We start from the raw sequence: 18,323 nt of genomic DNA on the forward strand, positions 1-18,323 counted from the left end.
CTAGCGGTCACGACCCTTGGTTCCGGTGCAACACTATACGACTGTACAGCACAAGCGTATAGCAGAATAGGCCTAACTCGATCGAACGGAGCAGCCATGGCGACTGCAGCGCGACGCGTCGGCGCAGAGACTTCGAAGACTCGTGACGTGCTTCTCGATTGCGTCGAGAAGATGATGCTGGAAGAAGGCTATGCGAGCGTGAGCTACCGAGCGCTTGCCGCGAGGGCCGGCGTCACGCCCAGCTTGGTTCAGTACTACTTTCCAAACGTCGACGACATCTTCGTCGCAGCGATCAAACGGTATTCCGAGCGTGGGCTTGCCCATTTGAAGCGAGAGCTCGAGCGCCGTACCGATGATCCGCTTCGGGCGGTGTGGGAGTACTCGTGGGACGAGGCCACAGGTGCCTTGATGACCGAGTTCATGGCCCTGGGAAATCACCGCAAATCGATCGCCAACGAGATCGCCGCGGTAACCGAGGCTGTCCGAAAGATGCAGTTGGCTGCGCTCACCGCGAAGTTCGGCAAGGATGCCAAGCCAATCGGCGACTTCTCCCTTCCCGCCTTGCAACTGTTGATGTCAGGCATGCCCAAGTTCCTCAACCTCGAGAAGGGCGTCGGCGTCAAGTCGGCGCATGCGGAAGTCACCGAAGCCTTCGAGCGGTACTTGGATTCGGTCGAGCCCCGCGCCTCCGGCATGCCGAAGCGCAAACCCGCGGCACGGAAGGCCGCATCCGCGCCGAAGACCAAGGCGCGCCGCGGCCGCTAGACACTCAATCGCCGGAGAACATTCTGCGGTATCAGAGGCTTGGACATCGTGGACCTCGTCTCGCGGTTCTGGCGGTCGGCCGCTGTACGACCGTATTGCTATACGACTGTAGAGCAGAAATACGGCAGGCAACAGCATTGGGCACCGGCTTACAGCGTGTGCGTCTAACGCATCGTGTGTGCGTACTGACGGTGTGGGTGTACGTCGAACATGTCACGGTAAGACGGGGGCTGGCGGCCATCCTCGTCGGCGATGCCGTACTTCTTGGCGAGCTCCGCTCCGATGAGCGTCTGGCCGCTCAGCGCCATCAGATCGGGGTCGTTGTAGAGGGCCCAGATGACGTGTCCGGTCAGCTCCGGGGTTTCGGCGCTGTCGAGGATGTGTCCAAATTTTGCGGGGTTGCTCGCGATGATCTTGCGAACCCGGTCGGTCAGCAACGAGCCCATCCAGATCGACACGGACGCGACGTTGAACTCGCGGAAATCGACGGCCATGTCGGCGGCCATTTTGTCGGTACCGGCCTTGGGCACTCCATAGGCCGGACCGAACGCGTAGTGAACCGCCCCCGAAGAAGACGAGAATGCGACCAGCCCGTTGCCCTGTGTGATCATCAGCGGCGCTGCATACACTGTCGCGACATAGCTGCTGCGCAGACCGACGTTCAGGGTGTCGATGACGTTGATGGGCTCCTGCCAGAATTTCGTTCGACCCATCATCTGGTCTCGGATGAGCGCGGCGTTGTTGACCAGGATGTCGACGCGCCCCTGCTGTTCGCGAATTCGGTCGAATAGCGCTTTGACCTGAGCGTCGTCGCTATGGTCCACGGCGACAGCGATACCGGTACCGCCGGCCGCGGTCACACGCGCCGCCGTCTCGTCGATGGTGCTCGGCGCCGACGAGGCGCTCGAGCCGCGGGTACGGCCGGTGACATAAACGGTGCAGCCGTGGCTGCCCAGGGCGTGGGCAATGCCGGCCCCGGCGCCGCGGCTCGCCCCGGTGACTACGGCGATGATGTTGTGATCAGACATCGATTCTGGCCGATTCCTTCAGTTCCATTTCGAGCATGCCGCCGCGGAAGTTCTCGGCCTCGACCGTCAGCGGTATGGAAATGCCTTTGTATCCGCGGCGTTCGATGTGCACGTCGTGATCATGAGAGACGTGTGGGCACCGCGCGATTTGGAACACCTCGCGACTTCCCGCGGCCACCCAGTGGCCGTCATATGTTGGGCGCTGCGCTTTCGGGACCTCTTGCGCAATGGCGGTGGCGTGACCGTCGACATCGTCGAGTTCGAAGGTTTCCGGAACGATCATGGTGCACAGGGTGTGGCCCTGACACCTCGTCGAATCAACTTGGACGCGCACTACTTCTCCTCAATTGTCCGGTTCGGCGTGTCGGGCGGCTCGAATCAGACGACGGCTCCGCCATTGACTCCGATTACCTGACCGTTGACGTATCCCGCCTGCTCCGAGCACAAGAACGAGCACACCGCCGCCACTTCCTCGCCGGCGCCGAGCCGACCGGCCGGGATGGCTTGTGTGAGTACTTCTGTGCCAGGAAGTTTGCCCTCGGCTTGCTGCTGCCGCAGCATCGGCGAGTCGATGACGAAGGGCGGCACGGTATTAGCGGTGATGCCCTTGCGGGCGTAGTCGAGCGCGACGGTCTTGGTCATGGCGATGACTCCACCTTTGGTGGCCGAATAGTGGCCCTGTCGCGGCGCACCCTGCTGACCGGCGGCCGAAGATATGGTGATAATTCGGCCCCAACCCGCGTCGACCATCTCTGGTAGTACGGCTCGAATGCATAGGAATGTTCCGGTGAGGTTGATCGCCAGGTAGCGGTTCCACTCGTCGAGGGTGATCTTGTCGAACCGCGTGAAGCCGGCGATGGCCGCACTGGTTACAAGGATCTGTGCAGGCCCGAGCGCGTCACGCACCGTCGCGAAGGCTGAATCGACTGCGGCCTCATCGGATACGTCGACACCGAGCGCTAAGCCGCGGCCTCCGGCTGCCTGAATCTCGGCGGCAACCTTCTCCGCGGCTTCGCCGTTGACGTCCATCACCGCAACCGCATGACCGTCAGCGGCGAGCTTGATGCTGATCGCCTTACCCAAGCCTGATCCCCCACCGGTCACCACCGCTGTTCGGCGCATCTTCATAACTCCTGACTGCGGTTACTCGCGTTGAATGCGCTGTACGAGTGTATAGTGAATAGCTCCGTCGGAAAACAAGCAGACTCAGCCGTCATACGCCTGCCGGCCCGGGGGCTCCGTGCATGTACAGGGTCTGGCCTGAGCAAAAGCTCGATGCGTCGGAGGCGAAAAACAGTACCCCGTAGCCGATCTCGTCGGGTTCACCGAGGCGGCCCAATCCATTTGACATTGCGATGGCCTCGGGATCGAGACCGTAGCGGGCCGCGTCGTCGGTCAGTGTGGCGGCCCGAACCGCGCCGACAGCAATGGCGTTGACCCGAATCCCTTTCTTGGCCCATGCCGCCGCCATGGATCCGGTGAGGTTATTCACGGCAGCCTTGGCGGCGCCGTACGGGGCCGCCTGCGGCATCGCCAACAGGCTGGCGCCGGAGCTGATGTTGACGATGGCGCCACCGCCTTGCGACATCATCGGCTTGGCCGCTGCTTTCGACAAGTGCCACACGGCTTTGAAGTTCAGGGCCAGCACGTTCTCGAAGTCGTCGTCGGGCCACTCGAGGATGGACTTGGTTTCCGCGCCGCCGGCGCAGTTGACGAGCACGTCGAGTCGTCCGAACTCGGAGAGAGTCGTGTCGACCAGCTCGCGACACACGTCGGCGGTGGTGACATCGGTCGGTACCGCCAGGGCGCGCCGCCCCATGGCCATGACTTCTTTGGCTGTGGATTCCAGGGGATCGGGTCGGCGGCCGGCCAGCACGACGTCGGCTCCGTGCTCTGCCAGGACGAGAGCCGCACCGCGTCCGATGCCGGTTCCCCCGCCAGTGATCACGGCCACCCGACCGTCCATCGAGAATCGACTGGTCATTGCGCTCCTTGTGCTCGTAGCGGTGCGGGCACCAGGGCACCGACCGGCATTGTACGAGCGTATAGCAGTATCGGTGTTTTGCGAAGTAGTCGATCTTGCTCGCCTACAGCGTCTCCTATACAGTCGTACAGCAGCCTGGCTGGTGGCCAAGCTGCTGTTCCGCATCGAAGGAGCCGACCTTGAGCGACTTGTACTACGACCCCTGGGACTTCGATATTGACCTGGATCCATACCCGACCTATTGCCGTCTGCGCGACGAGTCGCCGGTCTACTACAACGACCGTCATGACTTCTGGGGTATCAGCCGCTACGCAGATGTGGACGCGGCGTTGAAAGATACGGCCCGGCTCAGCTCCGCGAAGGGTGACATCCTGGAAGTGGTCATGGCTGACCCTGTGATGCCGCCGGGAATCTTCATCAACGAGGACCCCCCGCTGCACACGATCCACCGCGCTATCGTGTCCCGGGCCTTCACTCCCAAAAAGATGCGCGCGATCGAGGACAAGGTCCGCGCCTTCTGCGTCGCGTGTCTCGATCCGCTTGTCGGCGGAAACCACTTCGACTTCGTGGCAGACCTCGGGGCAGAGCTCCCGATGCGCACGATCGGCATGCTTGCCGGCATTCCGGACGCCGAGCAGCCCGCGGTGCGTGCACATGCCAATCAAGTGCTGCACAACGAACCCGGTAAACCGATGGACATCAAAAAGGATCACTACTTCACCGGTCAAATGTTCGGCGAGTATGTCGAGTGGCGTGAGAAGAATCCTTCTGACGATCTGATCACCGAACTGCTCAATGTCGAGTTCGAAGATGAAACGGGAACAACGCGCAACCTTGACAAGCAGGAACTGATCGTCTTTCTCGCTGTTGTTGCTGGAGCCGGCGTGGAAACCACGGGTCGACTGTTCGGCTGGATGGGCAAGGTGTTGGGCGAACACCCCGACCAGCGCAAGGAATTGGTTGAAGACAGCGCGTTGATTCCCGCTGCGATCGAGGAGCTTCTTCGCTTCGAGCCGCCGGGTCCGCACGTCGCGCGCTACGTGGCCTCAGAAGAGGTGAGCTACCAGGGTCAGGTCATACCGGCGGGTAGTGCGTTGCTGATTATGCTGGCCTCCGCGAACCGCGACGAGCGTCACTTCGATAATCCCGACAAGTTTGACATTCACCGAAAGCCGGGTGGCCACCTCACGTTTGGTCGCGGAGCACACTTCTGCGTCGGCGCCCCACTAGCCCGGCTGGAGGGCCGCGTCGCCCTCGAAGAGGTTCTGAAGCGCTGGCCCGAGTGGGAAATCGACATGGCCGGTGCCCGACGCTCACGTACCTCCACGGTCCGCGGTTGGGACAGCATGCCGGCAGTCGTGGGCTGAAGATAACCACCGATGACGGGGTGGTGGCCGTCGTGCTCAGCCAGGAGCATCGAGCGCCGCACGTCTCAGCATCCCGGTGTCGCGAACAGTCATACGAAATCGCTCAGTGTGGGACGCAGGATGGACAGGATGCGTTCGCAGCCAACGTGGTCGGACGTGTGGCACGAGCGCAGGAGCGTTTGAGCGATCATCTTGTCATGCGCCCTGACCTAGCGGCTACGTCGTCACGTGCTGTCTCACCGACGACCGACACAGCGTAGCAACGCCTATCAGTTCGCCAACGTTCGCGAGCCGTTTCGTCGTTCGGCGGCACGCCACCGGAAGCTAGGCTCAGTGGCGTGTCTCTTGCCATGGCGGCTACACGATTCGCCCTGCGGTTGCGGCCAAGCGCTTTGCAATCACCCGAGGCACTGCGCCAGCGAATAAGTGGCCCAAGGTCTCCGGCGCCTATACCGCGATCAATCAGCCACCGATATGTGGTTGACTCTCAAGCTATTAACGGTCATGAAGTAATGACTGTCCGCCCGCGTAGCCGGGCCGAGTCCCGGGCGCACGTGCTTTATCTCCACGGCGGGTCTTACACCTCATCGCTTGTGCAACTGCACTGGAGCATCGTAGCCGCCCTACTCAAGCGCACCGAGTCAGCAGTCACGCTACCGTTGTATCCCCTTGCCCCTGAACATACTATCGACGACGCGCTACCATTCCTCGACGCTGTGACGCGATCTCTCGAAATTCCCAAGGGCAAGCGTCTTCTATACATGGGTGATTCAGCGGGTGGCGGTCTGGCGCTTTCCTATGCGATCCGCCAGCGCGATGAGCAATTGCAACGACAGGCCGACGCAATAGTGTTGTTTTCGCCATGGGTCGACGTCACGATGCAAAACCCCGACATCGCTCGGTACGAAGCTGATGACCCCATCCTGAACCGCCAGCAGCTGAAGACATGCGGCACCTGGTGGGCGGGTCGGCGAGAACCTACAGACCCGGCCGTCAGCCCTCTACTCGGAAATCTCGCAGGTCTGCCGCCGCTACACGTCTTTCAAGGCGATCACGACTTGTTCCTTCCCGACGTACAACTTCTCGATCGACTAGTCCGTCAGGCGGGCGGTGCAAGCACCCTTACCGTAGTACCCGGCGGGTTCCACATATATGTCGGTGCTCCGTGGATTCCGGAAGCTCGCACCTCGCTTCGCATGGCTTCCGATGTAGTTCTGAGCGATCATCGTTGATCAGTCGCGGTTACCGCTATTTGGTCGGACTAAGCGCGACGCTGTCGCATCTGTATCCGAAGAAAGCGATAACGCTCTTCGACCGTTTCGAAGCACGTCATGTTGAGCGAAATAGACTCCGGGGCGTTTACTTTCCCGCGATCTCTCGATTGATTGCTGCGAATTCAAAGCACCTTGTCAACGACACGACGAAAGCAGTTCGCCACCACGAGTATGCAGCAGCGATGTTTGCGCTACCCGGTCGACGCCGGCATACGCGGCGGCTGCCGGGCAAAGGTCTACCAGGTCAACTTTCGCAATGCCCCCGAGCGTCGACGTTGCAGGCACCATTGTCCAACCCGGCGAGGCGGTGGCGACTGGAACCTCGGCGATGCGGAAGTGGCGTTCCTGCCGCTGGTCGATGCGGCAGAGTCGGACGCGCTCAGGAAGGACGGCATCCGATTCACCAAAGCCGTCGCGGTCGGTCGCGCCAGGCGGACGCCAGTCCACGTAGTACGGTCCCAGCGTGGTGAACTTGGCCTACGACGACCGCGGCCACGGCGACCCCGTGCTCTTCATTGCCGGCCATGGTGTCGTCGGACGAACGTGGCAGGTCCATCAAGTGCCCGCATTCCTAGACGTCGGGTACCGCGTGGTCACATTCGACAACCGGGGCGTTGGCGCAACCCAGGACGCTTCCGGATTCACCACGGCGACGATGGTGGCCGACACGGCGGAGCTGATCGACGAACTGGACCTCGCTCCCGTCCGAGTCGTCGCCACGTCGATGGGCTCCTACATAGCCCAGGAGCTGATGCTGGCTCGTCCCGGATTGGTCAGGCAGGCGGCCTTGATGGCCACGCGCGCACGACACGACAGTGCGCGCGCCTTCTTCCATGAGGCTGAAAGGGAGTTCGCAGATGCCGGAATACAACTCCCCGCCAGCTACGACGCGAAATTGCGCCTGATCGAGGGCTTCTCGCGGAAGACATTGAACGATGACGCCGCAGTCGCAGATTGGATAGACGTGTTTACCATGTGGCCCACGACCTGGACGCCGGGATCGCGGGCCCAGTTCGACATCGCCCCGCAAAGCGACCGACGACCTGCATATAAGGCGATCGCCACACCGGTTCTGGTGATCGGTTTCGCTGACGACATCGCCGTACCGCCGCATCTTGGCGCCGAGGTCGCCCAAGTCCTGCCCAACGGGCGGTATGTCGAGATCGCCGACGCCGGGCATCACGGATTCCTGGAACGGCCGGATGCGGTGAACAGCGCGATACTGAAATTCTTCAGCAGCGGGAGTGAATAGGTACGTGTGTGCAGGAAAAAAGTCGAGCTGGGCCAGCTTAGTTTGCCAGAGTTTTAGCTATCAGCGTTTTTCCCATCAAACCGGGTATTACTTCCTGCGGCGCGGATTAGCCAAACGAAAATTAGGCGCCGCTACGCTGATACGAGGACGGTAGCTGATAGTTTATCCCGGCCCTTTCCCCGAAAATTCCTAATGACTAGACGGCAACTACGAATTACGTTCTGTAAGCGATCGCCATGACACTTAGCTGCCCAATAATTGATGTTATGGCGTGGGCATACTGGAAAACCCCCAAGTCGACATACCGGGAAACCCCCAGACGCGCGAATCGACAGGAAATTTCATGTCCAACGAGCGTCACTGCGATCAGGCGACTGCGGCTCGGCCTTCCTCGACAGCAACACCATCATGGTGCTTACAAGATAACTTCAAACCCGTTGGCACAGTGATTCTTCCGATCCGGCCAACGGAGGCCTCAGTGCCAACCCTTCTAGGTTTCCGGCGATGAACCGCGCATTCCGCTGACCGTCCTCGTGTGAGTATCCGGTTCTGAATCCGCGACTTCACCGCCATGGGCGGCTGTCGCGAACGATCGGGTTGCAGTACTCAAGTGCTCGCGCACGCGCCAAGATTTCTATGTCTCGAACATTTTGCGCACGATCCCAGACTGTGTTTAGATGCCGCCACGGCAATCGATGTAATTACCATCGCATATCGTCTTGGAAACGACGCCATAGGAAGGTCGTCTACGTGGTCTACTGTCTACTGGTCATGCTGCCCGAGGCCGCCGTTGTTTGAGGCGACTGCCGCAAGCTAGCAGGCGACTTCGCCGCCTGCCGGGTGGTGCTCCGCGGAGTATGACCGCCGACGAGAATGGACATGGACGAGCAGATAGCATGTGCCGGGCGTCACCGTAGGGGAGGGGTTCGAGGATTTTTAGGGTTCTGAGACGGTTGTGGATACCGCTCCTGGTGCTGGTCGTGGTCGGCGCCGGGGCGTTCACCGTGTCGCGTCTGCACGGCATCTTCGGCTCTGAAAAGCGACCGTCCTACGCCGACACGAAGGTGAACGACTCAAAGCCCTTCAACCCCAAGCATCTGACCTATGAGGTGTTCGGTGCCGCCGGGACCGTCGCGGACATCAGTTACTTCGACGCGAACGCCGAGCCGACATTCGTCCAAGGAGCGAGCCTTCCCTGGTCGCTGACCTTCGAGATCACTGAAACGGCGGGTCCAGGGAGCATTATGGCTCAAGGTGACAGTGGCAGCATCGGCTGCCGCATTCTGGTGGACAACGAGGTCAAAACCGAGAAGGTCTCCAACCAAGTGAACGCTTTCACTTCCTGCCTTTTGAAGTCCGCATGAGCGATCAGGCCACCCTCCAGAACCGCGTCAAGCGCTCGAGAATGGCTCGGGCGATACATCGTTTCTCGTTGCTCATCATCTTGGCGTGGATAGCGCTCACGGTCATACTGACCCTCGCCGTCCCTCCGCTGGAGCAGGTCGAACGGGAGCATGCGGTGGCGCTGTCGGCCCCGGACGCGCCGTCGTTCAGGGCAGCAGAGCGCATCGGCGAGGCCTTTGACGAATCCACCTCAGATGCGCTGGCCGTTATCGTCCTGGAGGGTGAGCAGCGCCTTGGGACCGACGCTCACCGGTACTACGACGATCTGGTCAGGCAGCTGAGAGCCGATTCGGCCCACGTTCAGCACGTCCAGGATTTCTGGGGGGATCCGCTCACCGCCGGGGCCGCGGAAAGCGGCGACGGCAAAGCCACATACGTCCAGGTGGTACTCGTCGGTCAGGCTGGCCAAGCCCAGGGAAACGATTCAGTCAAAGCTGTTCAAGACATCGTGAATCGCACTCCTGCGCCTGTGGGGGTTAAGGCTTACGTCACCGGACCTGCGGCGATCGTCGCCGACATGGGGGAGAGCGGGAACAGAACCGTCATCTTGATCACGGTGGTCAGCCTCACGGTGATCTTCGTGATGTTGTTATTGGCATTCCGTTCAGTGATCACCACCATCGTCATCTTGCTCTCGGTCGGCATCGAACTCCAGGTGGCCCGCGGAATCATCGCGTTCCTCGGGATGCACGGCGTCGTCGGCCTCACCACTTTCGTCGTGAACCTATTGGTATCCATCGGTATCGCGGCGGGAACGGACTACGGCGTCTTCTACTTCGGGCGGTACAAAGAGGCGCGAGCAAACGGCGAGGACCGCGAGACGTCCTACTACATCACCTTTTGCGGAGTGACCAAAGTCGTGCTCGCCTCTGGTGCTACGATCGCGGGCGCTATCTTCTGCATGACCTTCACGCGGCTGCCGTTTTTCCAACCGCTGGGTATCCCTGGAGCGTTGGGCATTCTGGTCGCCGTCGCGGTGGCGCTGACGCTGCTTCCCGCCACTCTGGCGTTGGGAAGCCGTTTCGGATTGTTCGACCCCAGGCGGCAGATTCACACCCGCCGCTGGCGTCGGGTAGGCACAGCAGTAGTCCGGTGGCCCCTGCCGATAATTATCGCTACCACCGCGCTTTCGCTGATCGGATTATTGACGCTGCCGGGATATAACCCCAGCTACAACGACCAGAAGACTCTCCCTACAGATATTCCCGCGAACATGGGGTATGCGGCCGCAACACGTCATTTTCCAGCGTCGAAGATGACGACGCCCGACCTGTTGATGATCGAGTCCGACCACGATATGCGGAATTCCGCCGATATGTTGGTGCTCAACAAACTCGCGAAGGCCATCTTCGCTGTTCCCGGGGTTGCCACCGTCCAGTCGATCACTCGTCCCGAGGGGAAACAGATCGCGCATACGACCATCCCGTACTCGATCAGTATGCAGAACGCCGGCCAACTAATGGGCATGCCTTTCCAGAAAGCTCGCATGGAAGACATGCTCAAGCAGGCCGACGAAATGACGACGACGATCGGCATCATGCAGCGCATGTACGGCCTGATGCAGCAGATGGTCGACGCGACCCACCGCATGGTTGCAACCACGCACGAACTGCAAGACGTCACCAATGAGTTGAGGGATCACCTCGGTGATTTCCAGGACTTCTGGCGGCCGCTCATCAACTACCTCTATTGGGAGCAGCACTGCTACGACATTCCTATTTGTTATTCGATCAGGTCATTGTTCGATGCGCTCGACGGTATCGACGAAATCACCGAGAAAATGGACGAGCTCATCAAGAACCTCGATCAGCTTGATGTGCTTCTCCCGCAGATACTCGTCCAATTCCCGCCGATGATTGCGACCATGGAGAGCACCCGCACGATGATGCTCACGATGCACAGCACCATGGCGGGCACCATCAATTCGATGGAGGAGGCGAGCGACAACGCGACGGCGATGGGCAAAGCGTTCGATGCCGCGGGTAACGACGAATCCTTCTATCTGCCTCCGGATGTGTTCAAGAACGAGGACTTCAAGCGCGTCCTCAAGATCTTCCTGTCGCCGGATGGCAAGGCCGCTCGCCTGTTGATCTCACAGAGGGGCGATCCTTCCTCACCCGAAGGCGTCTCGCGCGTTGATCCGATCAAGGATGCCGCTGAAGAGGCACTCAAGGGCACCCCCTTGGAGACCAGCAAGATCTATCTCGCTGGCACTGCGGCGACGGTGAAGGATCTCATTGACGGATCCACATACGACCTCCTGATCGCGGGGATCTCTGCCCTCTGCCTGATCTTCATCGTCATGCTCATCATGACGCGAAGTTTCGTCGCCGCGCTGGTCATCGTCGGGACGGTGGCGCTGTCGCTCGGCGCATCGTTCGGGTTGTCGGTCCTCGTCTGGCAAAACGTCCTCGGCATACAGATTCACTGGATGGTGCTGGCGATGTCCGTCATCGTTCTCTTGGCGGTTGGATCCGACTACAACCTGCTGCTGGTCTCGCGAATGAAGGAGGAAGTAGCAGCCGGGATCAATACCGGGATCATTCGCGCAATGGGCGGGACCGGCCGGGTAGTCACTTGGGCCGGACTGATATTCGCGGCGACCATGGCGTCAATGCTCGTCAGCGACCTACTGACACTCGGCCAGGTAGGCGCCACCATCGCCTTGGGGTTGCTGTTCGACACGTTGGTCGTGCGCGCACTGATGACGCCAGCCATCGCGGCGCTGCTGGGACGCTGGTTCTGGTGGCCACAACGCGTGCGTACACGGCCCGCGAGTGGTCTGCTTCGCTCGACGGGGCCGCGCCCACTGGTGCGCTCCCTGTTGCTGAGGAACTAGCGAACGCCGCATGAGCTCAGGACATCGTCGGCACCCCTTCGTGGCGCGGACCATACGTCGGTTGTCGCTGCTGGTCATTTTGGCTTGGCTGGCGGTGTTGCTGATTTCGACACTTGTGTCGGTCAACTGGCGATGGGCTTCTGCAATCCCGGCGCTGGAGCATGTCGCGGAAAGGCATTCCGTTTCCCTGATGCCCAGGGATGCGCCGTCTGTACTGGCGATGAACCGCATGGGCCAAGTTTTCAAGGAGTCCAGCTCGGACAGCTCCGCAATGATTGTGCTGGAGGGTCAGCAGCCGCTCGGCGAGGACGCGCACCAGTATTACGACGGCTTGATCCGTGACCTGAGAAATGACTCGAAGCATGTCGAGCATGTGCAGGACCTGTGGGGGGACCGACTCACATCGTCGAGCGTCCAGAGCCCTGACGGCAAAGCCACATACGTACAGGTGAATCTGGTCGGCAATCAAGGGACCGCGTTAGGAGACCAATCCGTCGCCGCGGTCCGCGACATCGTTGCTCGGTCACATCCGCCGGCCGGCGTAAAGGCCTACGTTACAGGCGCCGCACCGCTCGCGTCGGATATGCAACACAGCGGGAACAAATCCGTCCTGAAGATCACCTTGGTGACCGTAGTGGTCATCTTCACGGTATTGCTCTTGGTTTACCGGTCGATAGTCACAGTGATCCTTCTGCTGCTCACAGTCGGCATCGAATTGGCCGCTGCGCGCGGCATTGTTGCCTTCCTTGGCTATTCCGATGTCCTGGTGCTGTCGACGTTCGCCGTCAACATGTTGGTCTTTCTCAGCATCGCGGCCGGAACCGATTACGGCATCTTCTTTTTCGGTCGCTATCAAGAGGCGCGCCAAGCGGGAGAAGACCCGGAAACGGCGTACTACAACATGTATCGAGGGGTAGCGCCGGTTGTGTTGGCATCCGGCTTGACGATCGCGGGTGCAATCTTCTGCTTGAGCTTCGCTCGCCTGCCGTACTTCCACAGCATGGCCATCCCGTGCGCGATAGGCATGCTTGTCTCAGTCGCGGTCGCGGTAACCCTTGTTCCAGCAGTGGTGCATATAGCGAGCCGATTCGGACTCTTGGAGCCCAAACGCAGTCTGCGAGCGCAGCGGTGGCGAGGGATCGGCACGGCTATTGTCCGATGGCCCGTCCCCATTCTGATCGCGTCACTCGCGCTGGCACTAGTCGGTCTGGCGACGTTGCCCGGGTATAAAACCAGCTACAACGATCGCGAGTACATACCCGGCGACATCCCGGCCAATTTGGGTTATGCAGCCGCTGAGCGCCACTTCTCCCAAGCACGACTGTCGCCGGATATTCTGCTGGTCGAAGCTGACCACGACCTGCGCAACCCAGCCGATTTTCTTGTCTTGAACAAATTGGCGAAGGCAATTTTCCAGGTCAAGGGAGTCTCACGGGTGCAGGGCATCACAAGGCCCGAGGGAACGCCAATCGGCCACACTTCCATTCCGTTCCTTCTCAGCCTGCAAAGCGCCAGCCAGGTGCAGATGATGAAGTTTCAGGAAGCCAGGTCCAACGACATGCTCAAGCAGGCCGAGGATCTGGCCACCATGATCAGGATCATGCAAGACCAGTACCGGCTGTTGCGGCAAATGAACGACATCACTCATAAAATGGTGCAGGTAACGCACGACCTTAAAATCACCATCGATGACGTTCGGGACAATATCGCCGAATTCGACGACTGGTTCCGGCCGATCCGCAATTACTTCTACTGGGAGCAGCACTGCTACGACATTCCCATCTGCAATTCGCTGAGAGCCATTTTCGATACGCTCGACGGAATAGATGCCATCACCGATAAGTTCCAGGAACTCCTGGTCCCTCTCGACAAAATTGATGTGATCATGCCGCAACTGGCGGCGCAGCTTCCGCCGATGATAGCAACCATGCAGAGCATGCGGACGATGATGCTCACCATGCATAGCACCATGTCAGGCATGATCGGCACGATGAACGAGGCGCAAGACAACGTCACGGCGATGGGCCAGGCATTCGACGAGAGTCATAGCGATGAGTCTTTCTTTCTACCGCCTGAGACGTTCCAGAACGAAGATTTCAAGCGCGCGATGGATAATTTCCTTTCCCCGGATGGAAAAGCGGCTCGATTCATCATTTCGCATCGCGGGGCGCCGGCAACACCCGAAGGCATCGCTCGAATCAATCAAATAAAGACCGCGGCTGAGGAAGCTCTCAAAGGGACGCCGCTGGTAAACGCCAAGGTGCAAATCGCCGGCGCGGCGTCGACCGCGAAGGATTGGCACGACGGGTCGACCTACGACTTGTGGATCGCAGGCGTCGCGGCGCTGTGCCTGATCTTCGTCATCATGCTCATCATCACTCGCGGGCTCATCGCTTCTTTGGTGATCGTTGGCACCGTTGCGCTATCGCTTGGCGCATCGTTTGGAGTGTCGGTCCTGCTGTGGCAATACATACTGGGCATCAATCTGCACTGGATGGTGCTCGCGATGTCGGTGATCATCCTCTTGGCTGTCGGATCCGACTACAACCTGCTCCTCGTGTCCAGAATGAGGGAAGAAATAAGTGCCGGGATCAACACCGGCATCATCCGCTCGATGGGTGGCACCGGCAAGGTCGTGACAACAGCGGGTGTAGTGTTCGCGCTCACCATGGCATCAATGGCGGCCAGCGATCTCTTGATCATCGGCCAAATTGGCACGACGATCGCACTGGGCTTGTTGTTCGACACGTTGATCGTGCGCTCCTTCATGACGCCGTCGATCGCCGCGCTCCTGGGCCGCTGGTTCTGGTGGCCGCAACGTGTGCGCCCACGCCCGGCTAGTTTCCTTCTGGAGCCACTCGCGCCTCGGTGGGCCGCACGGCGTTATCTCCTCGGCCAGGGCCGCGATGACGAGGATCCGGTCACGGCACCGATCCGGATCCCGTCGCGCTAGCCTGCGGCATGCGCCTCCCGCTAGTCCTGACCTACGGAAGGTGGGCAGCTGTGTCGTACCTGTCAGGGGCGTAACGTAGAAGGCTGCCGCGCGATGTAACTAGTACATCTCGGTAGGTTTGGGTACTAGCGAGATGGTGGTAGCTCGGCTGTTGGGAAGTATTAGTCCGGGATCCGCGCAAACGGTTTAGGGTCGTTACGAATAAGGGGAGGCTCCATACATGAAGAAGTTGTCATCGAACAAGCTCGCGGTGGCTATCGGCGGTTCGGCATTGGCACTCGTGGCTAGTGCGGGTGTTGCGTCCGCAACTCCCGATCTGGGTCCCGTTGTGAACACCACGTGTAATTATCGGCAGCTGACATCAGCGCTGGATGCACAGGGGAATCCGCAAGTCAGCGCGGCTTTCAACCAGTCTCCACAGCTGAAAGCCGGCTTGCAGCTTTTCGTTGCGTCGGGCCCGGAGAAGCGTCAGGAAATAGCTGAGGAACTCGTCAGTTCGCCGCAGTTCGGCCCGTACCTTGGAACGATCGAAAACGCATTTCTGACCTGCAATAACTTTCAGCCCTGACCCAAACCTCTAGACCGGGGTAGGCCTGCGCGCCTGCCCCGGTTTAGCGCGCCATGCGACTGCTGAGAGGCGGATCGCCGTCGTCGCTGCGGCAGCCGGGATATCCGCTCAACTCCAGGGATTGGTTCGAAATCGCCCTCGCTATTATTTTCTGAAGTCCGCGTCCGGATCGCTGGGGAGGGGAAATGACGGCACAGGTCGAGCAGATGGAGTTTCAGGCGGAGGCTCGCCAACTTCTGGATCTGATGGTCCACTCCGTGTACTCCAACAAGGATTCCTTCCTGCGTGAGCTGATCTCCAACGCGTCCGATGCGCTCGACAAGTTGCGGCTCGAATCGCTGCGCAACAAAGACCTCGACGTCGACACCTCCGATCTTCATATCGAGATCGACGCCGACAAGGACGCGCGGACGTTGACCGTTCGCGACAACGGCATCGGCATGACGCGCGACGAGGTCGTGGACCTGATCGGAACCCTCGCCAAGTCAGGTACCGCCGAAGTGCGTCGGAAGCTGCGTGAGGCGAAGAACGCCGCCGCCTCCGAGGAATTGATCGGCCAGTTCGGCATCGGCTTCTACTCGACGTTCATGGTGGCTGACAGAGTGGAGTTGCTGACGCGCAAGGCCGGCGAGAGCACCGCCACCCGATGGGTGTCCAGCGGCGACGGCACCTACACCGTCGAATCGGTCGATGACGCTCCGCAGGGAACCTCGGTCACGCTGCACCTCAAGCCCGAGGACAAAGAGGACCAGCTGCACGATTACTCCTCGGAGTGGAAGATCCGCGAACTGGTCAAGAAGTACTCGGACTTCATCTCCTGGCCCATCCGGATGCAGGTCGAGCGGCGCACCCCGGCGGCCGAAGAGGGTGGCGAAGAGACCATCACCATCGAGACCCAGACCCTCAACTCGATGAAGGCCCTGTGGACCAGGCCCAAGGACGAGGTGTCCGACGAGGAATACACCGAGTTCTATAAGCACATTGCGCACGCCTGGGACAACCCGCTCGAGGTCATCACGATGAAGGCCGAAGGCACCTTCGAGTACCAGGCGTTGTTGTTCATTCCCTCGCATGCGCCGTTCGATCTGTTCACCCGGGACGCGCCGACCGGCGTGCAGCTGTACGTGAAGCGCGTCTTCGTCATGGGCGACTGCGACCAGCTCGTGCCGCGATACCTTCGCTTCGTCAAAGGTGTCGTCGATGCAGAGGACATGTCGCTCAACGTTTCTCGCGAGATCCTGCAGCAGGATCGGCAGCTCACCGCGATCCGTCGTCGCCTGACCAAGAAGGTGCTGTCGACGATCAAGAATCTGCAGTCCGAGCGGCCCGAGGACTACCGCACATTGTGGTCTCAGTTCGGCGCGGTCCTCAAAGAAGGGTTGATGTCCGACCATGACAATCAGGACACTCTTCTGCGTATCTCGTCGTTCTCGTCAACCCATAGCGACGAAGAACTCACGACATTGGCCGACTACGTCGAGCGCATGAAAGACAGTCAGGAGCAGATCTTCTATGCCACGGGCCAGTCGCGTGAGCAACTCCTCAAGTCGCCCCATCTCGAAGCGTTCAAAGCCAAGGGTTATGAGGTACTACTGCTGACCGACCCGGTCGACGAGATCTGGGTGGGGTCGGTAACCGAGTTCGACGGGAAACCGCTTCAATCCGTCGCCAGAGGCGAGATCGACCTCGACTCCGAGGACGAAAGCAGCGAGGCGGAGCGCGAAGAGCAGCAGAAGGAATTTGCAGACTTGCTCGACTGGCTGAAGGAGACTTTGAGCGATCATGTGTCGGAGGTGCGACTGTCCAAGCGCCTGACCGAGTCGCCGGCCTGCCTGATAACGCCCACCTTTGGCTTCACACCGGCCCTCGCGCGCATGTACCGGGCCTCGGGACAGGCAGTTCCCGTCTCGAAGCGGATTCTCGAACTCAATCCGAAGCATCCGCTGGTCACGAGCATCCAAGAGGCGCGCTCGGCGCGCGGCGCCGAAGACTCGTCGCTGATCGAAACAGCGGAGCTGCTCTACGGCACAGCCCTTCTTGCCGAAGGTGACGTACCGGAGGATCCGGCCAAGTTCGCCGGGCTGCTAGCGGACCGGTTGGCCCGGACTGTTTAGCCGAAGATCACTCGCCCCAGGCGACGGCGTGGCGGCACTTGGCCACGTGGTCCAGGCGGGCCAGCGCAGGGCCTAATTCTCCGACCACGGGCAGCTCACCATGCGGGTCGCAGATACTCAGTAGCCGCTGCACGGTCCGTCCGGCGACCACCATCCAGTCCGTATCGCGCCGGGCGCACTGCACACTGACGTAGTAAAGGGCAGTAAAGCCTTGGCTGCCGAAGAAGTCGACGGCGGACAGATCGAGGATCAGCTGCTTGGAAACGCGTGTGTGCCGCTGGATGAAGCGGCCGAGTTCCTGGCGGTTTGTCGCGTCGACCTCACCTTGGACCGTGATCAGCATCCGCGCATCGGACAGCTCCTGCGCTGCGAACACGGCGCGGCCACACCGATAGACCTCGTCGGCGGCGGGCATATCGACATGCAGCGCAACTGTGCTCGCGACCGGCACGTTGAACTCCCTTCCCAGCGCCCAACGGGCGCTCGAGCCGACTCGAACGGCCCTGCATTCTGAAGACCGGATATGCGGTGCAGCGAGTTTCTCGCTCCGCGACCGGCTGTAAGCTCAACCGCACTTGAGGCTACTACGGATTCCGCAGAATGGGCCCATACCTTACTAATCTTTTAATACTCGTTGTGATTCTTCGCTTTTCGGATCTCTTAGTTGCGTAATTTGGCTGCGCGTAACTGTCGACGGTGCACCGGCGCAACGAAATCCGAAAGCTTAGCCACTTCTAAGTTGCTATATTTGCACACCCGCGACGAGTTACACGGC

Annotated in this window: 13 protein-coding genes and 1 pseudogene; 9 read left to right on the plus strand and 5 right to left on the minus strand. The window is 60.3% G+C overall.

All coding sequences use genetic code 11. From position 1 onward, the window contains the following. Positions 1-96 precede the first annotated feature (96 nt). Positions 97-765 carry a TetR/AcrR family transcriptional regulator gene (locus A5651_RS11720; protein WP_066980070.1) on the plus strand — a complete coding sequence of 223 codons (669 nt, stop codon included), beginning with the start codon at positions 97-99 and terminating at the stop codon, positions 763-765. Between the two features lie 164 nt (positions 766-929). Here A5651_RS11720 and A5651_RS11725 read toward each other — a convergent pair whose 3' ends face one another. The 4 genes and pseudogenes from A5651_RS11725 to A5651_RS11740 all read right to left on the minus strand — a co-directional run bounded on the left by A5651_RS11725 (position 930) and on the right by A5651_RS11740 (position 3,777). Then, positions 930-1,793: an SDR family NAD(P)-dependent oxidoreductase gene (locus A5651_RS11725; RefSeq protein ID WP_066980073.1), complete on the minus strand. Its 864-nt coding sequence runs from the start codon at positions 1,791-1,793 to the stop codon at positions 930-932. A 22-nt stretch (positions 1,794-1,815) separates the two neighbouring features. Beyond that, positions 1,816-2,127: pseudogene (locus A5651_RS26420) on the minus strand (ferredoxin); the annotation flags it as partial. 44 nt (positions 2,128-2,171) lie between these two features. Beyond that, entirely contained in the window at positions 2,172-2,915 is a 744-nt protein-coding gene (locus A5651_RS11735; protein WP_066980318.1) for an SDR family NAD(P)-dependent oxidoreductase, read from the minus strand. Positions 2,916-3,006: 91 nt separating this feature from the next. Continuing rightward, positions 3,007-3,777, minus strand: a complete 771-nt coding sequence (locus A5651_RS11740) for an SDR family NAD(P)-dependent oxidoreductase (protein WP_066980078.1) — start codon at positions 3,775-3,777, stop codon at positions 3,007-3,009. Positions 3,778-3,956: 179 nt separating this feature from the next. Here A5651_RS11740 and A5651_RS11745 point away from each other — a divergent pair, with 179 nt between their 5' ends. The 8 genes from A5651_RS11745 (at position 3,957) to htpG (ending at position 17,548) form a co-directional block, all read left to right on the plus strand. Beyond that, a complete protein-coding gene (locus A5651_RS11745) occupies positions 3,957-5,144 on the plus strand; it encodes a cytochrome P450 (protein WP_066980081.1) in 1,188 nt (395 codons plus the stop codon). A gap of 512 nt (positions 5,145-5,656) precedes the next feature. Beyond that, positions 5,657-6,376 (plus strand): alpha/beta hydrolase fold domain-containing protein, encoded by a 720-nt coding sequence (locus A5651_RS11750; protein ID WP_231988660.1) that lies wholly within the window; start codon positions 5,657-5,659, stop codon positions 6,374-6,376. A 505-nt stretch (positions 6,377-6,881) separates the two neighbouring features. After that, on the plus strand, positions 6,882-7,670 hold the full coding sequence (locus tag A5651_RS11760; RefSeq protein WP_066980091.1) for an alpha/beta fold hydrolase: 789 nt from the start codon (positions 6,882-6,884) through the stop codon (positions 7,668-7,670). A gap of 944 nt (positions 7,671-8,614) precedes the next feature. Beyond that, entirely contained in the window at positions 8,615-9,034 is a 420-nt protein-coding gene (locus A5651_RS11765; protein ID WP_066980094.1) for an MmpS family protein, read from the plus strand. Then, a complete protein-coding gene (locus A5651_RS11770) occupies positions 9,031-11,913 on the plus strand; it encodes an RND family transporter (RefSeq protein ID WP_066980096.1) in 2,883 nt (960 codons plus the stop codon). The genes A5651_RS11765 and A5651_RS11770 overlap by 4 nt, the downstream gene beginning before the upstream one ends. Before the next feature lie 10 nt (positions 11,914-11,923). Beyond that, positions 11,924-14,866: an RND family transporter gene (locus tag A5651_RS11775; protein WP_066980100.1), complete on the plus strand. Its 2,943-nt coding sequence runs from the start codon at positions 11,924-11,926 to the stop codon at positions 14,864-14,866. A gap of 220 nt (positions 14,867-15,086) precedes the next feature. Next, the gene (locus tag A5651_RS11780) at positions 15,087-15,434 is read left to right on the plus strand and encodes a hemophore-related protein (RefSeq protein ID WP_066980102.1); all 348 of its coding nucleotides are present in this window, start codon (positions 15,087-15,089) and stop codon (positions 15,432-15,434) included. 185 nt (positions 15,435-15,619) lie between these two features. Next, complete coding sequence (htpG, locus tag A5651_RS11785) at positions 15,620-17,548, plus strand: molecular chaperone HtpG (RefSeq protein ID WP_066980105.1); 1,929 nt, start codon at positions 15,620-15,622, stop codon at positions 17,546-17,548. Between the two features lie 7 nt (positions 17,549-17,555). On the opposite strand, the gene A5651_RS11790 is transcribed toward htpG, so the two are convergent. Continuing rightward, positions 17,556-17,999, minus strand: coding sequence for an STAS domain-containing protein (locus A5651_RS11790; protein WP_369803942.1), 444 nt, complete (start codon positions 17,997-17,999; stop codon positions 17,556-17,558). Positions 18,000-18,323: the final 324 nt, after the last annotated feature.

Source organism: Mycobacterium sp. 1274761.0 (assembly GCF_001668615.1).
Classification (GTDB): Bacteria; Actinomycetota; Actinomycetes; order Mycobacteriales; family Mycobacteriaceae; genus Mycobacterium.